General features: G+C 61.7%; 19 protein-coding genes and 1 pseudogene. 11 read left to right on the top strand and 9 right to left on the bottom strand.

What is annotated here, in order from left to right:
- Positions 1-53: 53 nt before the first annotated feature.
- Both J3P90_RS22440 and J3P90_RS22435 read right to left on the bottom strand, forming a co-directional pair.
- Entirely contained in the window at positions 54-1,133 is a 1,080-nt protein-coding gene (locus J3P90_RS22440) for an endonuclease/exonuclease/phosphatase family protein (RefSeq protein ID WP_434675412.1), read from the bottom strand.
- Positions 1,130-1,789: a hypothetical protein gene (locus J3P90_RS22435; protein WP_420767306.1), complete on the bottom strand. Its 660-nt coding sequence runs from the start codon at positions 1,787-1,789 to the stop codon at positions 1,130-1,132. Before J3P90_RS22435 ends, J3P90_RS22440 begins: the two co-directional genes overlap by 4 nt.
- 178 nt (positions 1,790-1,967) lie before the next feature.
- Between J3P90_RS22435 and J3P90_RS22430 the strand changes: the two genes are divergently transcribed.
- The 5 genes from J3P90_RS22430 (at position 1,968) to J3P90_RS22410 (ending at position 6,420) form a co-directional block, all read left to right on the top strand.
- The gene (locus J3P90_RS22430; RefSeq protein WP_434675411.1) at positions 1,968-2,723 is read left to right on the top strand and encodes a DUF2076 domain-containing protein; all 756 of its coding nucleotides are present in this window, start codon (positions 1,968-1,970) and stop codon (positions 2,721-2,723) included.
- Positions 2,724-2,851: 128 nt separating this feature from the next.
- Entirely contained in the window at positions 2,852-3,331 is a 480-nt protein-coding gene (locus J3P90_RS22425; RefSeq protein WP_434675410.1) for an NYN domain-containing protein, read from the top strand.
- 21 nt (positions 3,332-3,352) lie between these two features.
- A complete protein-coding gene (locus J3P90_RS22420) occupies positions 3,353-3,964 on the top strand; it encodes a 3'-5' exonuclease (protein ID WP_420767304.1) in 612 nt (203 codons plus the stop codon).
- A gap of 157 nt (positions 3,965-4,121) precedes the next feature.
- Positions 4,122-5,024, top strand: a complete 903-nt coding sequence (gene yedA / locus J3P90_RS22415) for a drug/metabolite exporter YedA (RefSeq protein WP_434675409.1) — start codon at positions 4,122-4,124, stop codon at positions 5,022-5,024.
- 58 nt (positions 5,025-5,082) lie between these two features.
- The gene (locus tag J3P90_RS22410; protein WP_434562172.1) at positions 5,083-6,420 is read left to right on the top strand and encodes a DEAD/DEAH box helicase; all 1,338 of its coding nucleotides are present in this window, start codon (positions 5,083-5,085) and stop codon (positions 6,418-6,420) included.
- A gap of 134 nt (positions 6,421-6,554) precedes the next feature.
- Here J3P90_RS22410 and J3P90_RS22405 read toward each other — a convergent pair whose 3' ends face one another.
- Complete coding sequence (locus J3P90_RS22405; RefSeq protein WP_434675408.1) at positions 6,555-7,796, bottom strand: TIGR03862 family flavoprotein; 1,242 nt, start codon at positions 7,794-7,796, stop codon at positions 6,555-6,557.
- A 280-nt stretch (positions 7,797-8,076) separates the two neighbouring features.
- A complete protein-coding gene (locus tag J3P90_RS22400) occupies positions 8,077-8,997 on the bottom strand; it encodes a histone deacetylase family protein (protein WP_434675407.1) in 921 nt (306 codons plus the stop codon).
- Positions 8,998-9,070: 73 nt separating this feature from the next.
- On the opposite strand from J3P90_RS22400, the gene J3P90_RS22395 reads away from it, so the two are divergent.
- The 3 genes from J3P90_RS22395 (at position 9,071) to J3P90_RS22385 (ending at position 11,203) form a co-directional block, all read left to right on the top strand.
- Positions 9,071-9,640: a GNAT family N-acetyltransferase gene (locus tag J3P90_RS22395; protein ID WP_434609436.1), complete on the top strand. Its 570-nt coding sequence runs from the start codon at positions 9,071-9,073 to the stop codon at positions 9,638-9,640.
- A 103-nt stretch (positions 9,641-9,743) separates the two neighbouring features.
- A complete protein-coding gene (gene tesB, locus J3P90_RS22390; protein ID WP_181289449.1) occupies positions 9,744-10,613 on the top strand; it encodes an acyl-CoA thioesterase II in 870 nt (289 codons plus the stop codon).
- Positions 10,610-11,203, top strand: coding sequence for an HAD family hydrolase (locus J3P90_RS22385; RefSeq protein ID WP_434609439.1), 594 nt, complete (start codon positions 10,610-10,612; stop codon positions 11,201-11,203). The genes tesB and J3P90_RS22385 overlap by 4 nt, the downstream gene beginning before the upstream one ends.
- 144 nt (positions 11,204-11,347) lie before the next feature.
- Here the strand turns inward: J3P90_RS22385 and J3P90_RS22380 are convergent, their stop codons facing one another.
- Together J3P90_RS22380 and ypfJ are read right to left on the bottom strand one after the other, a co-directional pair.
- A complete protein-coding gene (locus J3P90_RS22380) occupies positions 11,348-12,295 on the bottom strand; it encodes an alpha/beta hydrolase (RefSeq protein WP_434675406.1) in 948 nt (315 codons plus the stop codon).
- Positions 12,296-13,183 (bottom strand): KPN_02809 family neutral zinc metallopeptidase, encoded by an 888-nt coding sequence (gene ypfJ / locus J3P90_RS22375; protein ID WP_434675405.1) that lies wholly within the window; start codon positions 13,181-13,183, stop codon positions 12,296-12,298.
- A gap of 252 nt (positions 13,184-13,435) precedes the next feature.
- On the opposite strand from ypfJ, the gene J3P90_RS22370 reads away from it, so the two are divergent.
- Positions 13,436-14,314 (top strand): DMT family transporter, encoded by an 879-nt coding sequence (locus tag J3P90_RS22370; protein WP_249873253.1) that lies wholly within the window; start codon positions 13,436-13,438, stop codon positions 14,312-14,314.
- Between the two features lie 148 nt (positions 14,315-14,462).
- Here the strand turns inward: J3P90_RS22370 and J3P90_RS22365 are convergent.
- A pseudogene (locus J3P90_RS22365) lies at positions 14,463-15,709 on the bottom strand (MFS transporter).
- Between the two features lie 259 nt (positions 15,710-15,968).
- On the opposite strand from J3P90_RS22365, the gene quiC reads away from it, so the two are divergent.
- Both quiC and J3P90_RS22355 read left to right on the top strand, forming a co-directional pair.
- A complete protein-coding gene (gene quiC, locus J3P90_RS22360) occupies positions 15,969-17,867 on the top strand; it encodes a 3-dehydroshikimate dehydratase QuiC (RefSeq protein WP_434609449.1) in 1,899 nt (632 codons plus the stop codon).
- A 102-nt stretch (positions 17,868-17,969) separates the two neighbouring features.
- A complete protein-coding gene (locus tag J3P90_RS22355; RefSeq protein ID WP_420767292.1) occupies positions 17,970-18,647 on the top strand; it encodes a TetR/AcrR family transcriptional regulator in 678 nt (225 codons plus the stop codon).
- Positions 18,648-18,774: 127 nt separating this feature from the next.
- Here the strand turns inward: J3P90_RS22355 and J3P90_RS22350 are convergent, their stop codons facing one another.
- Positions 18,775-19,626 carry a shikimate dehydrogenase gene (locus J3P90_RS22350; RefSeq protein ID WP_434609451.1) on the bottom strand — a complete coding sequence of 284 codons (852 nt, stop codon included), beginning with the start codon at positions 19,624-19,626 and terminating at the stop codon, positions 18,775-18,777.
- A 4-nt stretch (positions 19,627-19,630) separates the two neighbouring features.
- The gene (gene aroQ / locus J3P90_RS22345) at positions 19,631-20,071 is read right to left on the bottom strand and encodes a type II 3-dehydroquinate dehydratase (RefSeq protein WP_434609453.1); all 441 of its coding nucleotides are present in this window, start codon (positions 20,069-20,071) and stop codon (positions 19,631-19,633) included.
- Positions 20,072-20,197 lie beyond the last annotated feature (126 nt).

Here is a 20,197-nt window from a genome sequence, read left to right as displayed (position 1 = left end):
ACACACCGCGATCGCGAGCAAGCTCGCTCCCACAGTGGGCAAGGCGAGTCTGACTAAGGCATCGCCGGCAACAAAAACCGCGCAATCACCGGCAAATGATCGGAAATGCGCAACGTGTCGTCCTGTCGGACCTGGGCTTCGACCCGTTTGAGGCGTGGGCTGTAGAACAGGTAGTCGACGGTGCGGTCTGGGCCGTTGAGGCCGGGGTCGTTGGGGTAGTGGGTCAGCCAGTGCGTGCGGTCGATACCGCTGGCCTCGTTGTTGGTGGGGATCATCGGGTATTTGTCCCACAGCAAATGTAGCTCGCTGTCCGCGGAGTAGGGCGAGCGCTGTTCGATCGACAGGCGCCGGTATTGGCCCAGGGGCAACAGGTTGAAATCGCCCCCGATCAGCCAGGGCGTGCCAGCGGACTCGAGCTTGTCGAGGGACTTGGAAATGGCTTCGACCTGCCTGCGCGCCGTGTCGTGCGGCTGCGTGGCTCGCTCCAGGTGCGTATTGAGCACCGCCAGTTGACCGCCGCCGTTAAGGGCCAGGTAACTCACGAGCAAGGCGTTTTTCGGCTGGAACTGACGGCTGATGAAGTTCCCATCGGCCACCGGCAATTGCACCCGCTCGGCATGGTCGATGCGGTAGCGGCTCAGCGTCGCCAGCTGTCGGCCGACGCTCCCGAAGATGCGCGGATCGGGAATGAAGTCGGCTTTCCAATCGAAGGCGCTGGTGCCGCACGGGTAGAGGTCGGCCAGGCGTTCCTGCAACAGCTTGAGCTGGTCCTGGTAATCGCTGGCCTTGGCGCCGTTGTCCAGTTCCTGGAGCAAGACCACGTCTGGTTGCTCGTCGCGAATGACCCGAGCCACTTCGTCCAGACTGAAGGCCATGTCTTCGGGAGTCGGGCTTTCATCGTTGCCCTGGGCCAGGTCGTGCCAGAACACATAGCGCTTGCCGGCCAGGAACTGGACGTTCCAGGTCATGACTTTCAAGGCCTGGCCGGGCATCAGCGGCGCGGCGTTGGCGGCGCAGCCGACGGGCAGCGTTTCCCGGGCCTGTGGACGCCAGGTCAGGCCATAAACCGAAAAGGCGCCGATTCCGACAATCAACAGCAGGCCCAGCAGGGCGTATCGCAGCAGGCGGGTCATGGCTCAGGTTTTTCTGCAATCAACATGAACATTCGGAACAGCACCACCGTAGTGAACAATTGCAGGAAGCTGTGGATGCTGTCGATCAGCAAACTGACCAAGGGGTTTTGCGGCGGCGGATACACCGAGACGCTGGCGCCCTTGAGCAGCCACAGCGGGATCATCACGGCCAGGATACACAGCAGGATCCGCCAGAAATGACCGCGGCTCATGCGCAGGCTTTCCTTCATCGCGGCCAGTGGTGCCAAGCCTTTGAGTACCACCAGATACTCACCAAAGGCGAGGACAACCATCAGCCAAAGCCCTGGCAGGAAATACAACGAGATGCCAATCAGGATCAATAGCGTATTGAGGGCGGTCAGCAAGGCAAAGCGTGGCCATTGCAGGAGCGAGGCCGCGAGCAGGTCGCGAGGGCGGGGGGCTTCGCCACGACTGCGGGCGTCAAGAAACAGAATCAACGCCGCGGTGTACAGCGGGTATACCAACAGCCCGACGATCACGCTGTAACCGGAAAAGCCCTCGGCCCCGACGGCGCTGTCCACCCCTTGTTGCAGCACGGCTTCAAGTATCACCAGCGGCAGGCACAACTGGGCGATCCGGCCCAGATGGCGCTTGAAAAAATACAAGGAGTCACGCAGTACTTCTAACGGATTCATGGGTCGGTATCGCAGTTCAGAAAAGCGGTCCGACACTTTACCCATCAGCTGCCCGCATAAACAAACGTAAACATCAGGTAAAGACCATTGAAAGCGTCTTGGCGGGCCCCATTACAAACGGGCGCCGGTCTTTTGCGGACCGGCCTGGTTTTTTATTCGGCAATCTGATGAGGTCGCCATGAACAGCGAAGAACAAACCCTGATCGATGGACTGTTTTCACGGTTGCAACAGGCCGAAAAGGATTCAGCCCCGCGCGACGCCCAGGCTGAGGCGCGGATCAAGGAGCATTTGGCCAAGCAGCCTGCGGCGGGCTATTTCATGGCCCAGGCGATCCTGGTGCAAGAGGCGGCGATCAAGCGACTGGACGAGCAGAACAAGCAACTCGCCCAGCAGGTCGAGCAATTGCAAGCCGAGTTGCAGCAGGCGCGCAACCAGACATCGGCGCCAAGCGGTGGCGGTGGCTTTCTTTCAAGCATCTTCGGCGGCAGCAACCGAGATTCACATCCCGCAAGCGCGCCGGCACCCAGCGGTGGCGGCTGGCGCGAACCGGCACGGCCATCTTTTAATGCGCCGACACAGCAAGGCTTCGGCGCAGCGCCCGGCAACTATGGCGCGCCACAACAGCAGGCCCCGGCGGCCAGTAGCTTTCTGGGCGGTGCGCTGAAAACCGCAGCGGGCGTGGCCGGTGGCGTGATGCTGGCCCAAGGCATCAGCAGCCTTTTCCATAGCAATCAGCCTCAGGAAATCGTCGAGATTCTCAAGGAAGAACCGGCCCAACCCGTCAACGACACGGTTGATAACAGTGGCAACGGTTGGGGCGATGACTCGCGCACGGCCGACAACAGTACCTACGACAACGACCCGGGCGGTTTCAGCGACGCGGACTACAGCGACGATTCGTCCTTCTTCGGCGACGACGACTCCTTCGTCTGACCTGCCATTCGTCCGAGGCGCCCAGCCGCCTCGGGCCGATTATTCGCGGAACATTCCTTGAGGCTGGCATACTGGGCGACTTTTCGGGCCTGGTGGCCTGCGCGCGTGTGCACTCATGAGGAAACGCGGTGAAAAAAATCGCAGTGTTCGCCGATGTCCAGAACCTCTATTACACCGTGCGCCAAGCCTACGGCTGCCATTTCAACTATGCGGCGTTGTGGGCTGATGTCAGCAAACAGGGTCTGATCGTCGAGGCCTATGCCTACGCGATCGATCGCGGCGACAGCAAGCAACAACAGTTCCAGCAGATCCTGCGCAACCTGGGTTTCACCGTGAAGCTCAAGCCCTATATCCAGCGCAGCGACGGCTCGGCCAAGGGCGACTGGGACGTGGGCATCACGCTGGACATCATGGACGCCGCCGATCACGTCGATGAGGTGGTGCTGGCCTCCGGCGACGGCGATTTCGACATGCTGCTCGAACGCATCATCAGCAAGCATGGCGTGCAGGCGGTGGCCTACGGTGTACCGGGGCTGACCGCCAACTCGCTGATCCGCGCCGCCAGCCGCTACGTGCCCATTGAAGGCGCGCTGCTGCTCAAGAACTGATCTTCAAGGAGCCCCACAGGTTTGGAACGCATCGCAGTCATCGACTTTGAAACCACCGGCATCACCCCGAGCAGCAGCTGCCGGGCCACCGAAATCGCCGTGGTGATCCTTGAACGGGGCCGGATCGTCGACCGTTATCAGAGCCTGATGAACGCGGGCGTTCGCGTCCCCGCCTTCATTGAACAGCTCACCGGCATCAGCAACGCCATGTTGCGCAGCGCACCCCCGGCGGAAAAAGTGATGAACGAGGTCAACGAATTCGTCGGCATCACGCCGCTGCTGGCCCACAACGCCGCGTTCGACCAGAAGTTCTGGGATTTCGAATTGGGACGCATCAAGCGCACCCGCTTGCAGAACTTTGCCTGCTCGCTGTTACTGGCCCGGCGCTTGATGCCAGCGGCGCCGAACCACAAGCTTGGCACCCTCAACACTTTCGCCGGCTTGCCCCACACCGGCCAGGCTCACCGCGCCATGGCCGACGCCGAAATGGCCGCCAACCTCACCGCGCACCTGGCCTCGGAACTGCGAGAAAAGCATGGGCTGCGGGCGTTGTCCCATGACTTGCTGTGCAGCTTGCAAAAAGTGCCGGCGGCGAAGATCAACGAACACCTCAAACGCCATCGCGGGTTCTGAGTACACCGCGAAACCTTCCCACAGGATGGGTCGTGTTGATCTGAGATCTGTCGTGTCTTGAAAAGTGTATGGCTCGGATAAACAGATTTTGTAACTTAATTTCTGTCGATCGCCTTTTTAGAATGACAGGTTTCATCGTCCTGACTTCGAGCTGAACATGCCTGGCCCACGCCGTTTCCCCTTGCCTCTGATCGCTGCTTTTTTTGCCTTGTACGTCATCTGGGGCTCGACCTACCTGGTGATTCGCATTGGCGTCGAGCATTGGCCGCCGTTGCTGCTGGCCGGGATTCGCTTCGTGATCGCCGGATCGCTGATGTACGGCTTCCTGCGCTGGCGCGGGGCGCCGGCACCGACCTGGGCGCAATGGAAGGCCGGGGCGCTCATCGGCGTGCTGTTGCTGACGTTCGGCAATGGTGCGGTGAGCATCGCCGAGCACATGGGCGTGGCGTCGGGGGTGGCGGCGTTGGCCGTGGCGACGGTGCCTTTGTTTACCTTACTCTGTGGATATTTCTGGGGCGCGCGTAATACCCGTCTCGAATGGGCCGGTATTGTGTTGGGATTGATCGGCATCGCCATGCTCAACCTGGGCTCCAACCTGCAAGCGAGCCCGTTGGGGGCGGCCTTGCTGGTGTTCGCGGCGGCTTCCTGGGCCTTCGGTTCGGTACTGAGCAAACATCTGCCGTTGCCGGCGGGAGCGATGGCCAGCGCCGTGGAGATGCTGGTGGCCGGCGTGGTGCTATTGATCGGCAGCTTTGCCAGCGGCGAACGTCTGGACCACATGCCGCCGCTGGAAGGCTGGTTCGCGCTGGTCTACCTGATCGGTTTCGGTTCGATCATTGCCTTCAACGCCTACATGTATCTGCTCAAGCATGTGCGCCCGGCCGCGGCCACCAGCTATGCCTACGTCAACCCGGCGGTGGCGGTGTTGCTGGGGATCGTCTTCGCCGGTGAGACCATTGGTATCGAGGAAGCCTTGGCGATGCTGGTGATCATCAGCGCCGTGGTGCTGATCGGTTTGCCCCAGTGGCGCAAGCCCAAGCCCGCACCGGCCGAATCCTGATTTAGGGTAAACTGCCGCGCATTGCACACCCTGCGCTGATTTTTCCTACGGTACCTCCATGACTTTCGCCACCCTTGGCCTGATCGAACCCCTGCTGCGCGCCCTCGAGACGCTCGGCTACCAGACTCCGACCCCGGTCCAGGCCCAAGCCATGCCGGCCGTGCTCGCCGGGCGCGACCTGATGGCCGCGGCCCAGACCGGCACCGGCAAGACCGCTGGTTTCGCCGTGCCGCTGTTGCAGTTGCTGACCACCGAAGGGCCGAAAGTCGCCGCCAACTCGGTGCGTGCGCTGATTTTGGTGCCGACCCGCGAGCTGGCCGAGCAGGTCCACGAAAGCGTGCGCCAATATGCGCAGCACTTGCCTTTGAGCACCTACGCCGTATATGGCGGTGTCAGCATCAACCCGCAGATGATGAAGTTGCGCAAAGGTGTCGACTTGCTGGTGGCCACGCCGGGCCGCTTGCTCGATCTGTTCCGCCAGAACGCGCTGAAGTTCAACCAATTGCAAACGCTGGTGCTGGACGAAGCCGACCGCATGCTCGACCTGGGTTTCTCCGAAGAGCTGGCGAACATCTACAAGGCATTGCCGAAGAAGCGCCAGACGCTGCTGTTCTCGGCGACCTTCTCCGATGCGATCCGCCTGTTGGCCGGGCAGATGCTCAACGACCCGCTGAGCATCGAAGTGAGCCCGCGCAACGTGGCTGCCAATACCGTCAAGCAATGGGTGGTGACGGTGGACAAGAAGCGCAAGCCGGAACTGTTCATTCACCTGATGCGCAAGCACAAGTGGAAGCAGGTGCTGGTGTTCGCCAAGACCCGCAACGGCGTCGATGCGCTGGTGGAAAAACTCCAGGGCCTCGGTGTGAATGCCGACGGCATCCACGGTGACAAACCCCAGGCGACCCGCCAGCGCGCGCTGGATCGCTTCAAGGCCAGCGAAGTGCAGATACTGGTAGCCACCGACGTCGCCGCCCGTGGCTTGGACATTGAGGACTTGCCGTTGGTGGTGAACTTTGACCTGCCAATCGTGGCCGAGGACTACATCCACCGCATCGGCCGTACGGGCCGGGCAGGTGCTACGGGCCAGGCGATTTCCCTGGTCTGCGCCGATGAAGTGAACCTGCTGTCGGCCATCGAGACCCTGACCCGTCAGACATTGCCGCGCCAGATGGAACAGGATTTCGAGCCTGAACACCGCGTGCCGGAGACCGATGCCAGCGGCCAGGTCATCAAAAAACCGAAGAAGCCGAAGAAACCAAAGACCTCCGGTGGCGGCGGCAAGCGCAATCTGGGCAAGTGGGTGGACAGTGGCGACGCTGCGCCTGTGGAACCTTCGGTCAAGCCTGTGCGCAAAGTGCCGGTCTTCAACACTGGGCCGCGTAAGCGTAAGCCTTGATATTGCTGCGCCTGATATAGCGCTATCGCGAGCAAGCTCGCTCCCACAGTGGTGCTCAGGTGTTCACAGATCCTGTATGCACCACAGATCTTCTGTGGGAGCGAGCTTGCTCGCGATGGCCGGCGCCCAGGTTTTCAATCCAGGCGCTGTAACCACTCCAGCATCCCCGACCCCGCCGCCCGGCCACTGGCAACGCACGCCGTGAGCAGGTAGCCGCCGGTCGGTGCTTCCCAGTCGAGCATTTCCCCCGCGCAGAAAACGCCGGGTAATTGCTTGAGCATCAGCCGTTCGTCCAGCGCTTCGAAGGTCACGCCGCCGGCGCTGCTGATGGCTTCGTCCAGTGGACGGGTTTTCACCAGCGTGACCGGCAAGGCCTTGATCGCTTTCGCCAGCCGCGCCATGTCGGCGAAGCAATCGGCGGACGTCAGCTCGCGCAACAGCGCTGCCTTGACCCCGTCGAGCCCCAATTGACTGTGCAAGTGCTTGGCCATCGAGCGTGACCCGCGTGGTTTGTTCAAGGCCTGGAGGATTTTATCCACAGGCCGGCCTGGCAACAGGTCCAGATGAATGGTCGCGCTGCCGTGCTGGTTGATGGCCTCGCGAATCGCTGCCGACAGGGCATAGATCAAGCTGCCTTCGAGGCCGGTGGCGGTGACTACGCATTCGCCCAGGCGTGGCACATCGTCGTCGAGGCCGATGGCGATGTTCTTGAGCGGGGCACCGGCGAACTTGCCGATCATGAAGTCGCTCCAGGCGGCCACGTCGAATCCGCAATTGCTCGGTTGCAAGGGTGCCAACGCCACGCCGCGCTGTTCCAGCGACAGCATCCAGGCGCCATCGGAACCCAGGCGCGACCAACTGCCGCCGCCCAGCGCCAACAGCGTTGCGTCGGGGAACAAGGTTTTTTCACCGTCCGGGCTGGCGATGCGCAAGCCGCCGTCGGGGCTCCAGCCATGCCAGCGGTGGCGGGTGTGGATCACCACCCCGGCGTCCCGCAGGCGCTTGAGCCAGGCGCGCAGCAGTGGGGCGGCTTTCATGTCGGTCGGAAAGACGCGCCCCGAGCTGCCCACAAACGTGTCGATGCCCAGGCCCTGTATCCATTGGCACAACTCATCCGCGCCGAATGCCCGCAGCAGCGGGGCGATATTTGGCGAGCGTTCGCCGTAGCGGGACAGGAACGCCGGGAACGCTTCGGAGTGGGTGATGTTCATGCCGCCCACGCCCGCCAATAGAAATTTCCTGCCCACCGACGGCATGCTGTCGTACAGGTCGACCTGGACACCGGCCTGGCTCAACACCTCGGCTGCCATCAAGCCGGCGGGGCCGCCGCCGATGATGGCGATGTGTGGGGAGGAGGGCTGGGTGGTCGAGGTCATGGTGTGAACTGCGGAAACGAGGAATAGCGCGGCATTCTATCAGTACAAACTCCTGTGGGAGCGAGCCTGCTCGCGAAGCGGCGGATCAGTAACATCCATGTCGACTGACATGCCCCTATCGCGAGCAGGCTCGCTCCCACATTTGAATGTGATGCCTTCTGAGTACGTGATCAAAAAACAACCACATCTACGCAAGCTATACGCGCCATAGGCTGTAAGCCGTTTCGCTCAGGTTATCCACAGGCCGCTCCACAGGCATTGTGGGTAAAGCGCCCAGATTTCAATGACAGCCTGATGACGCCCAGATCTTTTGTGCGCTGTGGTGCAGGATCCCGTGGCGCCGGGCCAGGGCCTTGCGGTCCTTGCTGTAGCCCCCGCCGATGACGCCCACTACCGGAATGTCCCGCCCCAGGCAATGGCGCATGACGCTTTCGTCCCGGGCGGCGAGGCCTTCGTCGGTAAGTTTCAGGTAACCGAGGGCGTCATCCTTGTGTACGTCGACGCCGGCGTCGTACAGCACCAGGTCCGGCTGGTAGAGCGGCAGCAGATAATTTAGCGCATCGTCCACGACTTTAAGGTACGCAGCGTCTTCCATGCCCATCGGCAGTGGAATGTCCCAGTCACTCTGCGCCTTGCGTGCGGGAAAATTCTTTTCACAGTGCAGGGAAACTGTCACGGCGTCTGGAGTGTTATGGAGTATTCGAGCCGTACCGTCACCCTGGTGCACGTCGCAGTCGAAAATCAACACGCGCGAAACGCGGCCGCTGGCCAGGAAGTAGCGGCTGATCACCGCCAGGTCATTGAAAATGCAAAAGCCGGCCGGGTGGTCGTAATGGGCGTGATGGGTGCCGCCGGCCAGATGACAGGCCAGTCCGTGTTCAAGCGCCTTTTCGGCGGCCAGGAGCGAGCCACCCACGGCGCGCACCGTTCGCCGCGCCAGGGCTTCGCTCCAGGGCAGGCCAAGTCGCCGTTGGTCTTCGCGGGACAACTCGCCGCCCATGTAGCGTTCGATATAAGCGCGGTCATGGGCCAGGGCGAGAATCTCCGGCGGGCACAGGGCGGGACGCAGCAGGTCTGTGTCCCGGGCCAGGCCGCTCTCCACCAGGTGATCGCGCAGCAGGCGGAACTTGTCCATGGGGAAGCGGTGTTCCGCTGGGAACTCGGGGCTGTAGTCTTCGTGGTAGATCAACGGTAGCGGCATGGTGTTTTCAGTGGTGGTTGAGCCACGGATCCTACCAGCGATGTAGACTCTGGGGCATGGAAAGGGAGTGAAGATGGAGCCGATACTGGAACTGGAAAGCGCACGGTTGATACTGCGGCAATGGCGCGACGATGATTTGCCCACGTTCGCGGCCATGTCTGCCGATGCGCAAGTGATGCGTTATTTTCCGGCACCCTTGAGTCGCCTGGAAAGCGCTGCGTTGATCGGCCGAGTGCGCGGGCATTTTGCAGAGCATGGTTTTGGTTTGTGGGCGTTGGAGCGCAAGGATACTGGCGCTTTCATTGGCTTCACCGGGCTGGGCGTGGTCGGATTCGACGCGCATTTTACCCCGGCGGTGGAAATCGGCTGGCGCCTGGCCCGCGAGCATTGGGGGTTCGGCTATGCCAGCGAAGCGGCGTGGACGGCGTTGCGTTGCGCCTTCGACCGCCTGGGGCTGGACGAGGTGGTGGCGTTTACCGCCACCGACAACCTGCCGTCGCAGAAGGTCATGCAGGCCATCGGCATGCACCACGACCCGGCCGATGACTTCGAACATCCAAAGCTCGCGGTCGGTCATCCATTGCGTCACCATGTGCTCTATCGCATTGACCGAGAGCAGTGGTTGCAGACTCTGCACGGTTAGCCGACACGGACGTTACAATGCCCACCAAAATGGCCCGGGCCACTATCGATCCGCCGCCGCAGCGTAGACTGCGCGGTTTTTGCGCTGTGTGAGGAAAGTCTGAATGAGCCACGTGTTGGAAGATCTGGTCGACCTGCTGACCCTGGAACCGATCGAAGAGAACCTGTTTCGCGGTCGTAGCCAGGACCTGGGGTTTCGCCAGTTGTTCGGCGGCCAGGTATTGGGCCAGTCGTTGTCGGCGGCCAGCCAGACCGTGGAAGAGGCGCGCCACGTGCATTCGATGCATGGTTATTTTCTGCGTCCGGGCGATGCGGCCCTGCCGGTGGTCTATCAGGTAGACCGCGTACGGGACGGCGGCAGTTTCAGTACCCGGCGGGTCACGGCGATTCAAAAGGGCAATCCGATCTTCACCTGCAGCGCATCGTTCCAATATGACGAGCAGGGTTTCGAGCACCAGAGCACCATGCCGCAAGTCGTCGGGCCGGAGAACCTGCCGTCCGAGCTGGAGCTGACCCAGCAGCGCGCCCATCTGCTGCCCGAGCACATGCGCGAAAAACTGCTTTGCCCCAAGCCGATCGAGGTGCGTCCGGTCACCGAAAAAGACCCTTACAACCCGCAACCGGCCGATCCGGTCAAATACGTGTGGTTCCGTGCCGATGGCGCCTTGGCGGACATCCCGGCCCTGCACAAATACCTGCTGGCCTACGCGTCGGATTTCGGCCTGTTGACCACCTCGCTGCTGCCCCACGGCAAGTCGGTGTGGCACAAGGATATGCAGGTCGCCAGTCTTGACCACGCGTTGTGGTTCCATGCCGACCTGCGCGCCGATGACTGGTTGCTCTATGCCATGGACAGCCCGTGGGCCGGAAATTCCCGTGGATTCTCCCGAGGCAGCGTGTTCAACCGCGCCGGGCAGTTGGTGGCATCGGTGACCCAGGAAGGCCTGATCCGCCATCGCAAGGACTGGGCATGAGGCTGTCCGATGTGCGCCATTGGGTGTTCGACATGGATGGCACGCTGACCATTGCCGTGCATGATTTCGCCGCGATCCGCGTCGCCCTGGCGATTCCGGCCGAAGACGACATCCTTACGCACCTGGCGGCATTGCCCGCGGAAGAAGCCGCCGCCAAGCACGCCTGGTTGCTGGAGCACGAGCGGGACCTGGCGCTGGGCTCCAAGCCCGCGCCGGGGGCGGTCGAATTGGTGCGTGAGCTGGCCGGGCGTGGGTACCGCCTGGGCATCCTGACCCGCAATGCCCGCGAGCTGGCCCATATCACCCTCGAAGCCATCGGCCTGGCTGACTGTTTTGCGGTGCAAGACGTGCTGGGCCGCGACGAGGCACCGCCCAAACCGCACCCCGGTGGCCTGTTGAAACTGGCCGAGGCGTGGGAAGTGGCGCCCGGCTCGATGGTGATGGTGGGGGATTACCGCTTTGACCTGGACTGCGGCCGGGCAGCGGGGGCGCGGACGGTGTTGGTGAACCTGCCGGACAATCCCTGGCCTGAATTGACGGACTGGCATGCGCGGGATTGCGAGGAGTTGCGGCGGATGTTGTCGGCTTGAGAGGTCGGTTGGCTGATTGATCGTCATCGCGAGCAAGCTCGCTCCCACAAGGAGATTTCCGTCGAGCGCAAGATTTGTGTCTGCACCAGGCCCACTGTGGGAGCGAGCTTGCTCGCGATGAGGCCCGATACGCCGCCACAAGACTTACTGCCCAAACAATACTTGTAGCCCCTCCGGCGAGTTGAACATCCCATCCCCATCATGCCCAACCCCTGGCACTTCGATCAGCCGCTGATTGAATCCTTGCGGATGGCGCCGCGTCAGGTAGTCGAAAAAGAAATGCCCGCGCAGTAAGCGATACGCCCCTTGGGTCTGAGCCTCGCAGCCTTTGTCCAGCGCCGGATGCTCCGGGTCGATGTCCTGTTGTCCCAGCAAATAAGTGATGTCGCGCTTGATGTATTGATCTTCGAGCTGCGTGGCGGTTTGTCCGGACGCATAGGCGGGCAGGTACTCCAAGCCATATTTCCAGCGATTGAAAGCCGGGCAACTGGCCGGGTCGAACGCCATGGGCCGTTGCGCGTCAAGATAGGCATACGACGATGGATTGGCGATGACGAACCGAGGCGCGATGCGATACGTGCCGTGGGCGAGCAGGGCGTAGCGCTGCACCACCTGGGCGCCACCGGAATGGCCGGCGATGACGATTTCCTTCACTTCTGGAAACTGCTGTCGGTCGCTGACCCGTGCCACGATGTCGTCCAGCATTTGAAATGAACTGACCGGATTCGGTCCGATGGACAAGCCGCCCGCCATCCAGTCGTTGCCTTGCCAGCGCAGGAGGTCGGCGGGCAACTGATGACGTGCCGCATCCAGTTCGTTGAGAAACTGCGGGGCGATGATCAACGTCGTGGTCGATTGACCGGCCTGCGCGGCGGCCTTTTCACCGCTGTGAAGGTAAGTGTCGGCATTGCGCAGCCGACCGTGAAGGATGATCAACACCCGCTCGATCGAAGCCGGCGGCGGGCTCACGGCAACGGCCATGATCCCGCCCTTGAGCAGCAGGCGCCCCTGGGCGACCGCCTGGACGCCGTGTTCCTCGGCCTGGGCAACGGCGCAACAGAGCACCAGCCCGATCAACGCCGCCCACTTCATCTACAGGTTTTTCGCTGCGAAGGTGTCGCACTGGCTGACCTGGCCCTGGGCGAAACCGGTCTTGAACCAGCGCACCCGCTGGGCCGAAGTGCCGTGAGTGAAGGAGTCCGGCACAACGCGGCCCTGGCCTTGCTGCTGGAGGCGGTCGTCGCCGATGGCATTGGCGGCGGTCAAGGCTTCCTCGATGTCCCCTGGCTCAAGCCAGTTGAGGCGTTTCTGCGCGTGATTGGCCCAGACGCCGGCCAGGCAATCGGCCTGCAATTCCTGGCGCACCAGCAAACCGCCGTCGCCTTCCATTTGCCGGCCTTGCTGGCGCGCCTCCTGGATTTTCGCCGACACGCCGAGCAGGGTCTGCACGTGGTGGCCGACCTCGTGGGCGATGACGTAGGCTTGGGCGAAGTCCCCGGCGGCGGAGAAACGCTGGGACATTTCATGGAAGAAACTCATGTCCAGGTAGACCTGTCGGTCTGCCGGGCAATAGAACGGTCCGGTGGCCGAGGATGCCAGGCCGCATGCAGAATTGACCCGACCGCTGAACAACACCAGCTTCGGTTGCTGGTACTGGCGCCCGGCCTGCTGGAAGACCTGGCCCCATGTGTCCTCGGTATCACCCAAAATCGAGCGCACGAATTCCGCCTGCTCATCGTTGGCCGGTGGCGCCTGGCGGGATTGCGAAGAGGTGGGCGCGGAACCTTGTTCCATCTGCCCGGTGAGTTGTCCGAGAATCTGCATCGGGTCCTGGCCGGTGATCCAGCCGATGCCGACGATGAGGATGATGGCCGTCAGGCTCAGCCCCTTGCCAGCGCCGAAACGCATCCCGCTGCCGCCCCCACCGTCACCCCGGGCATCCACCACGTTGTCACTGCGGCGACCTTTTTTCCATAACATGTGGGAAATCCTCTGAATGGCCCTGCGAAGAAATGACTGCCGTGGCGATGAGTCTAGCCTTCAGGCGTTCAAGGCGCGCGTCGCGCTTGAGCAGTCAGGCAACCGCCGGGGATTTTGGTTCATCGGCGAGCCGATCCTGTCCGGCTGTGGATTTTTCATTACACTTGGGATCCAGAACTTATCGGAACCCTCGCTGGCCCAATAACTGCACTGTGCGTCCGGCCTCAATATCAAGCAACGCAGGTTTCCTTCATGACCATCAGCACTCCGCTCTCCGGCGTCAATCAGGCTTTCAAGGGCATCGTGCTTATTCTGGTCGCAACGTTTTTGTTCTCCAGTCACGATGCGTTGTCCAAATATCTCTCGGGTTTCTATCCCATCATCATGGTGGTATGGGCCCGTTACGTGGTGCACACCTTGTTGATGGCGGGTATTTTCCTGCCACGTTCGGGGTTGCGGGTACTGCGTACCAAGCGCCCGTTGTGGCAGGTTGCCCGGGCTTTATGCCTGTTAGGCACCAGTTTGTTTTTTACCACCTCGCTGATGTTCATCCCATTGGCGGAGGCGACGGCGGTCAACTTCCTCGCCCCCGTGCTGGTCACGGCATTGTCGGTACCGCTGCTGGGCGAGCATGTGACACGTGGTCAGTGGATCGCGGTGATCTTCGGTTTCATCGGGGTGTTGATCATTGTTCACCCCGGTGGCGATTTGTTCACGCCGGCGGTGTTGTTGCCGTTCTGTTCGGCGCTGTTCTTCTGCTTCTATCAACTGCTCACGCGCAAACTCGCCGAGATAGACAGCCCCACCACCAGCAATTTTTTCGCCGGACTGTGCAATACGCTAGTGATGAGCGCCTTGGTGCCGTTCTTCTGGCAGGTGCCGAGCGTGACCCACGGCTTGATGATGTTGGCGCTGGGGGCGTGCGGGATGACCGCGCATTTGATGCTGACCCAGGCTTTCCGCTTCGCCGCCCCGGCGCTGCTTGCGCCGTTCGGGTATTGCCAGATCATCTTTGCCGGGCTGCTGGGCTGGTTGTTTTTCAGCCATACGCCGACGCTGACGACGGTGGTGGGTATTACGCTGATCTGCTTGAGCGGGTTGGCGGCGGCGTGGCAACAGCGGCGCAGATAACGGGCTGCACACACCCCTGAGGGTTGGCGCTGACGTTTGTGGCGAGGGAGCTTGCTGCCGCTGGGCTGCGAAGCGGCCCTCGCTTTTTTGCGATCGCTGCGCAATCGAGCGGGAGCAAGCTCCCTCGCCACGGGGCGTTATAGCCCCATCAATTTTCCAGGGTAGGCACCTTACGCGGCGCCATGAAGTACATCCAGGCCAGCGCGATGAAGTACATCGCCGGGATCAGGGTGAACAGCACGGTGTAGTTGTTGTTAGTGATGGTGAGGATGTGCCCCACCAACTGAGTCATGAACATCCCGCCGATGGCCGCGCACATGCCGCCGAAGCCGAACACCGTGCTCATCATGTGCTTGGGCGTGTAGTCCATGACCAGGCTCCAGATGTTCGCGGTCCAGGCCTGGTGCGCGCCGATGGCCAGGGAAATCGCAAGTACCGCCACCCACAAACTGCTGGAGCCGGCCGCCATGATCACCCCGACAATGCAGCAAGCGAACAGCAGCATGGACATCAGTCGCGCCTTGATCGGATTGACCCCGCGGCCGATCAGGAATGACGACAGGATCCCCCCGCCGACACTGCCAAAATCGGCGGTCAGGTAAATGATGATCAATGGGATGCCCATCTGGGTCACGTTGATGCCCAGGTGCCGCGCATGCGCAGGATGCGGGAGAACGGAACACTTACCGGGTCCGGTTCTTCCTGGGCCTGGATGTAGTCCAGTTCCGACTGCTTCACGCTCGGGTGGTCTTCGGGGTTGAAGTATTTCAGGCCCCAGAACACCAGCCAGATACCGCCCAGGGCCGCCATGCACAGGAACGCGGCCTGCCAGCCCCAGACGTGCAGGATCAGCGGCAGGAGCATTGGGGTGAACATCGCGCCGACGTTGGTCCCGGCATTGAAGATGCCGGTGGCCACGGCGCGTTCGCCCGCCGGGAACCACAACCGCGTGGTTTTCACGCAGGCCGGGTAGTTGGCGGCTTCGGTCAGGCCAAGGATGAAGCGGCAGACCATGAAGCCCACCGCCGAGGTAGCCAAGCCGTGGGCGCCGGTCGCCAGGCTCCAGAGCAGCACGGCGCAGAAGAACACGCGCTTGACGCCGATTTTGTCGATCAACCGCCCTTGCAGCACGAAACCGACCGCGTAACCGACCTGGAACCAGAAATTGATATTGGCGTAGTCCATCGCCGTCCAGCTCATCTCCTTCGCCAGGATCGGCTGCATGACTCCGAGGGCGGCGCGGTCGATGTAGTTCAGGGTCGTGGCGAAAAATACCAGGGCGAGCATGCCCCAACGGGTCTTGCCCACGGCCATCGCGCCACGGATCTTGTCGCCGATGCCACCGCTGGCGACAACCGGGCCGTGGGCCAGGCGGGAACTTTGGGAAGGAATCATAGGGTCACCCGTTCTTGAAATTCTTATGGCGTGGTCTGGGTCTGCATTGAGGCTTTGGCAACAATGTGATGTCGATGGTGGGCAGTGGACAAAAAATCGTCAATTCGCTGATCGGGCATAGTGTTCGATAATCGCCCAAAAAACTAACCGGATGGTACATATTAAATTGCCCAAAGAAACCGGCAGCTCAATAATCCCCCGACTCTTTTAAAAAGCGGCGCATTTTTTGTAGCCGACGCCAGTCCCGGGAGCCGAAGTCATGCAGCGTTCCATTGCCACTGTTTCCTTGAGCGGTACCCTGCCGGAAAAACTCGAAGCCATTGCCGCCGCCGGTTTTGACGGTGTGGAGATTTTCGAGAACGATCTCCTTTACTACGACGGCAGCCCTCGGGAAATCAGGCAGATGTGCGCCGACCTGGGCATTGCCATCACGCTGTTCCAACCCTTTCGAGATTTTGAAGGGTGCCGCCGGGATCGCCTGGCGCGCAACCTGGAGCGAGCCGAGCGTAAGTTCGACTTGATGCAGGAGTTGGGCACCGACCTGGTGCTGGTGTGCAGCAATGCTTCGGCCGACAGCGTCGGCGACGAACGGATACTGATCGATGACCTGCGGCTGCTGGCCGAGCGGGCCGGCGCCCGAGGCTTGCGCATCGGTTATGAAGCGTTGGCCTGGGGCCGGCACGTCAATACCTATCAACAGGTCTGGGACATCGTCCGCCAAGCCGATCACCCGAACCTGGGCGTGCTGCTCGACAGTTTCCATACCTTGTCGCTCAAGGGCGACCCCAGCGCCATCGCCGAGATTCCAGGCGAGAAAATCTTCTTCGTGCAAATGGCCGATGCGCCGATCCTGGCGATGGACGTCCTGGAATGGAGCCGGCACTTCCGTTGTTTCCCGGGTCAGGGCGAATTCGATTTGCCGGGATTCCTCGCGCCGATCATCAAGAGCGGCTATACCGGGCCGCTGTCGCTGGAAATCTTCAACGACGGCTTTCGCGCCGCGCCGCCCAGGGCCAATGCAGCCGATGGGTTGCGTTCACTGCTGTACCTGGAAGAGAAGACGCGCCAGCGCCTGGCCGAGGAAGCGCCCGCGCAGACGCCTGAAATTCTGTTCGAGACCCCTGCGGCCAGCGAATACAACGGCATCGAGTTCCTTGAATTTGCCGTGGACGACAATCTCGGCGCCAAGCTCGCCCATTGGCTGGAGCGCCTGGGCTTCGTCAAGGCCGGCCAGCATCGCTCCAAGAACGTCAGCCTGTTGCGCCAGGGCGATATCAACCTGATCCTCAATTGCGAGCCGTATTCCTTCGCCCATAGTTTTTTCGAGGCCCACGGCCCTTCGCTGTGCGCCATGGCGGTACGCGTCAAGGACAGCACCAGCGCCCTGAAACGGGCCGTGGCCTACAAGGGCCAGCCGTATCGCGGGCTCGTCGGGCCCAATGAACTGGAGCTGGCGGCGGTACGCGCGCCGGACAGCAGCCTGATCTACCTGGTGGATCAGGACGCCGACGTCTACGGCACCGACTTCAATCTGCAGCCCGCTGCCGCCATCGGCGCCGGGCTCAAGCGCATCGACCACATGGCGATGGCCCTGCCGGCCGACAGCCTCGACAGCTGGGTGCTGTTCTACAAGAGCCTGCTGGACTTCGAGGCCGACGACGAAGTGGTACTGCCGGACCCGTATGGCCTGGTGAAAAGCCGTGCGCTGCGCAGCCGCTGCAGCTCGATTCGCTTGCCGTTGAACATTTCCGAGAACCGCAACACCGCAATCTCACATGCGCTGTCGAGTTATCGCGGTTCCGGCGTGCATCACATCGCCTTCGATTGCGATGACATCTTTGCCCAGGTCAGTTGTGCCAAGGAGGCCGGGGTGCCGTTGCTGGACATCCCCCTCAATTACTACGACGACCTGGCGGCGCGTTTCGATTTCGACGATGAGTTCCTCAGCGAGCTGGCATACTTCAACGTGCTGTACGACCGGGATGCCCAGGGTGGCGAGCTGTTTCATGTCTATACCGAGCCGTTCGAAGGGCGTTTCTTCTTCGAAATCATCCAGCGCAAGAACGGTTACGCGGGGTACGGCGCCGCCAACGTCGCGGTGCGCCTGGCGGCCATGGCCAAGTCCCGCAGTGGCGGCGTGCGGCACGCCAAGTTGTAGGGAAATCGTAACGATGGCGGTAAAGGGCGGTGCCTTGGCTTCCTTCACTGCCCGGTGCGGCCCATAATCGCCAACCTGTGCAGTGACGGCCGTGAGCCCGCAATGACTATGAATCCAGAGCTTTCCGCAGCCCTCGACGAACCTGTCGCCGCGCCGCGCAAGAGTCGCAAGAACAACCCGGAGAAAACCCGGGAGAACATTCTCCAGGAAGCCATCGTCGAGTTTGTCCAGCAAGGCCTGGCGGGCGCTCGGGTCGACGCTATCGCCGAGCGCATCCACACCTCCAAGCGCATGATCTATTACTACTTCGGCAGCAAGGAACAGCTGTACGTGGAGGTGCTGGAGAAACTCTACGGCGATATCCGCACCACCGAAAGCCGCCTGCATCTGGCAGAGCTGGCGCCAGTCGAGGCGATCCGGCGCCTGGTGGAATTCACCTTCGATCACCACGACCGCAACGTAGATTTCGTGCGTATCGTCTGCATTGAAAACATCCACAACGCCGAGTACGTGAAACAGTCTGGTGCAATCAAGGCGATGACCAATACCATCCTCGACTCCCTGGGCGTGATCCTGCGTCGCGGCGCCGAAGAAGGGGTGTTCCGCGCCGGCCTGGAACCGCTGGATGTACATTTGCTGATCAGTTCGTTCTGCTTCTACCGGGTGTCGAACCGCCAGACGTTTGGTGAGATCTTTCAGATCGACTTGTCGGACGAAGCGGTCAAGCAGCGACACCGACAGATGGTGTGTGAGTCGGTGCTGAGATATCTGCAAGCCTGACCGTGAACCTAACGCATACCTTGTGGGAGCGAGCCTGCTCGCGAAGGCGGTGTGTCAGTCACGAATTCGCTTACTGACACACCGCTTTCGCGAGCAGGCTCGCTCCCACAGGGATTTTGGCTTGGCTTCAGGGATTCATGCTCTGAAAATGCGCCAGCATCCGCCCCGCATCCGGCGCCACGCCGCTGAACAGTTCGAACGCCTTCACCGCCTGGAACACCGCCATGGTGCCGCCGTCCAGTGTGCGGCAGCCGAGCGCGCGGGCGTTGCGCAGCAGTTCGGTTTCCAGCGGGAAATACACAATCTCCGCCACCCACAGGTCGCCCCGCAACAACTCGACCGGCACCGGCATGCCCGGCAGTTTTGCCATGCCCATGGGCGTGGTGTTCACCAAGCCGTCGGCTTCGGCCATGGCAGCGGGAAGGTCATGCCCGGCACGGGCGCGACCGGCGCCGAAGTGTTGGTTCAGGTTGTTGGCCAATGCCTCGGCACGGCTGACCTCGACATCAAAAATGCTCAGCGTCTCCACGCCCTCCACCAATAAGGCGTGGGCCACCGCTGCGCCAGCGCCGCCAGCGCCCATCTGGACCACGCGGTTGCGCGCGACATCGCCCAGGCCTCGACGAAAACCTTCGGCGAAACCCAGGCAGTCGGTGTTATGGCCGATGCGCTTGCCGTCCTTGAGCACCACGGTGTTCACCGCGCCGATTCCCCGCGCTTCCGCCGAAAGGTCATCCAACAGAGGGATGACCGCCTGCTTGCAAGGAAAGGTGATGTTCAGGCCGGTGAAATCCATGCGTTCGGCGGCCATCAGCAAGTCGGGCAGGGCGCTGCTGTCGAGTTTCAGCGCGTCGAGATCGATCAGTCGATACAGGTAACGCATGCCTTGGGCATCGCCTTCGCGCTCGTGCAGCGCTGGCGTGCGAGACGCCTGGATACCCGCGCCGATCAGGCCGGCCAGTACAGTGACGTTCGGCATGCGCTCAACCCTTCAACCGATGACTGAAATGTTCGAGGGCCAGGCGATAACCATGGCTGCCAAACCCGCACATCACGCCGATGGCGACGGATGAGACGAAGGAGTGGTGGCGAAACGTCTCGCGGGCGTGGACGTTGGAAAGATGGACTTCGATGACCGGCACTTCGCTCGCCACCAGGGCATCGCGGATCGCCACGGAGGTGTGGGTCCAGGCCGCCGGGTTGATGACGATACCGCCGCACCGGCCTCGGGCGTCGTGAATCCAGTCGATCAATTCACCCTCCTGGTTGGTCTGGCGAAATTCCACGGTCAGGCCGAACTCCTCGGCGGCGCGGCCGCACAGCGCGGAAATATCGGCCAGGGTTTCGTGGCCATAGGTCGCCGGCTCGCGGGTGCCGAGCAGGTTCAGGTTCGGGCCGTTGAGCACCAGAACGATCGGAGGCATCGCACAATCTCCACATTTTTATTGTTGGTCTCGGCGGGTTTCAGCCGGTGGAGATAAATTGTACTAGATGGTTAATTTGGTCAAATAAAGCAGCGGTTGTCGGGCAATAAGTGTTCGATGATCGAA

The sequence above is a fragment of the Pseudomonas sp. D3-10 genome (assembly GCF_051132175.1).
Taxonomy (GTDB): domain Bacteria; phylum Pseudomonadota; class Gammaproteobacteria; order Pseudomonadales; family Pseudomonadaceae; genus Aquipseudomonas.
The sequence above is the reverse complement of the archived record's forward strand: the minus strand, read 5'-3'. Positions and strand labels throughout refer to the sequence as shown.

Excerpts from the sequence above, each read along its gene's own strand:
- J3P90_RS22440 (WP_434675412.1), bottom strand. The coding sequence starts at position 1,133 with ATGACCCGCCTGCTGCGATACGCCCTGCTGGGCCTGCTGTTGATTGTC.
- J3P90_RS22435 (WP_420767306.1), bottom strand. The coding sequence starts at position 1,789 with ATGAATCCGTTAGAAGTACTGCGTGACTCCTTGTATTTTTTCAAGCGC.
- J3P90_RS22430 (WP_434675411.1), top strand. The coding sequence starts at position 1,968 with ATGAACAGCGAAGAACAAACCCTGATCGATGGACTGTTTTCACGGTTG.
- yedA (WP_434675409.1), top strand. The coding sequence starts at position 4,122 with ATGCCTGGCCCACGCCGTTTCCCCTTGCCTCTGATCGCTGCTTTTTTT.
- J3P90_RS22410 (WP_434562172.1), top strand. The coding sequence starts at position 5,083 with ATGACTTTCGCCACCCTTGGCCTGATCGAACCCCTGCTGCGCGCCCTC.
- J3P90_RS22405 (WP_434675408.1), bottom strand. The coding sequence starts at position 7,796 with ATGACCTCGACCACCCAGCCCTCCTCCCCACACATCGCCATCATCGGC.
- J3P90_RS22400 (WP_434675407.1), bottom strand. The coding sequence starts at position 8,997 with ATGCCGCTACCGTTGATCTACCACGAAGACTACAGCCCCGAGTTCCCA.
- J3P90_RS22395 (WP_434609436.1), top strand. The coding sequence starts at position 9,071 with ATGGAGCCGATACTGGAACTGGAAAGCGCACGGTTGATACTGCGGCAA.
- tesB (WP_181289449.1), top strand. The coding sequence starts at position 9,744 with ATGAGCCACGTGTTGGAAGATCTGGTCGACCTGCTGACCCTGGAACCG.
- J3P90_RS22385 (WP_434609439.1), top strand. The coding sequence starts at position 10,610 with ATGAGGCTGTCCGATGTGCGCCATTGGGTGTTCGACATGGATGGCACG.
- J3P90_RS22380 (WP_434675406.1), bottom strand. The coding sequence starts at position 12,295 with ATGAAGTGGGCGGCGTTGATCGGGCTGGTGCTCTGTTGCGCCGTTGCC.
- ypfJ (WP_434675405.1), bottom strand. The coding sequence starts at position 13,183 with ATGTTATGGAAAAAAGGTCGCCGCAGTGACAACGTGGTGGATGCCCGG.
- J3P90_RS22370 (WP_249873253.1), top strand. The coding sequence starts at position 13,436 with ATGACCATCAGCACTCCGCTCTCCGGCGTCAATCAGGCTTTCAAGGGC.
- quiC (WP_434609449.1), top strand. The coding sequence starts at position 15,969 with ATGCAGCGTTCCATTGCCACTGTTTCCTTGAGCGGTACCCTGCCGGAA.
- J3P90_RS22355 (WP_420767292.1), top strand. The coding sequence starts at position 17,970 with ATGACTATGAATCCAGAGCTTTCCGCAGCCCTCGACGAACCTGTCGCC.
- J3P90_RS22350 (WP_434609451.1), bottom strand. The coding sequence starts at position 19,626 with ATGCCGAACGTCACTGTACTGGCCGGCCTGATCGGCGCGGGTATCCAG.
- aroQ (WP_434609453.1), bottom strand. The coding sequence starts at position 20,071 with ATGCCTCCGATCGTTCTGGTGCTCAACGGCCCGAACCTGAACCTGCTC.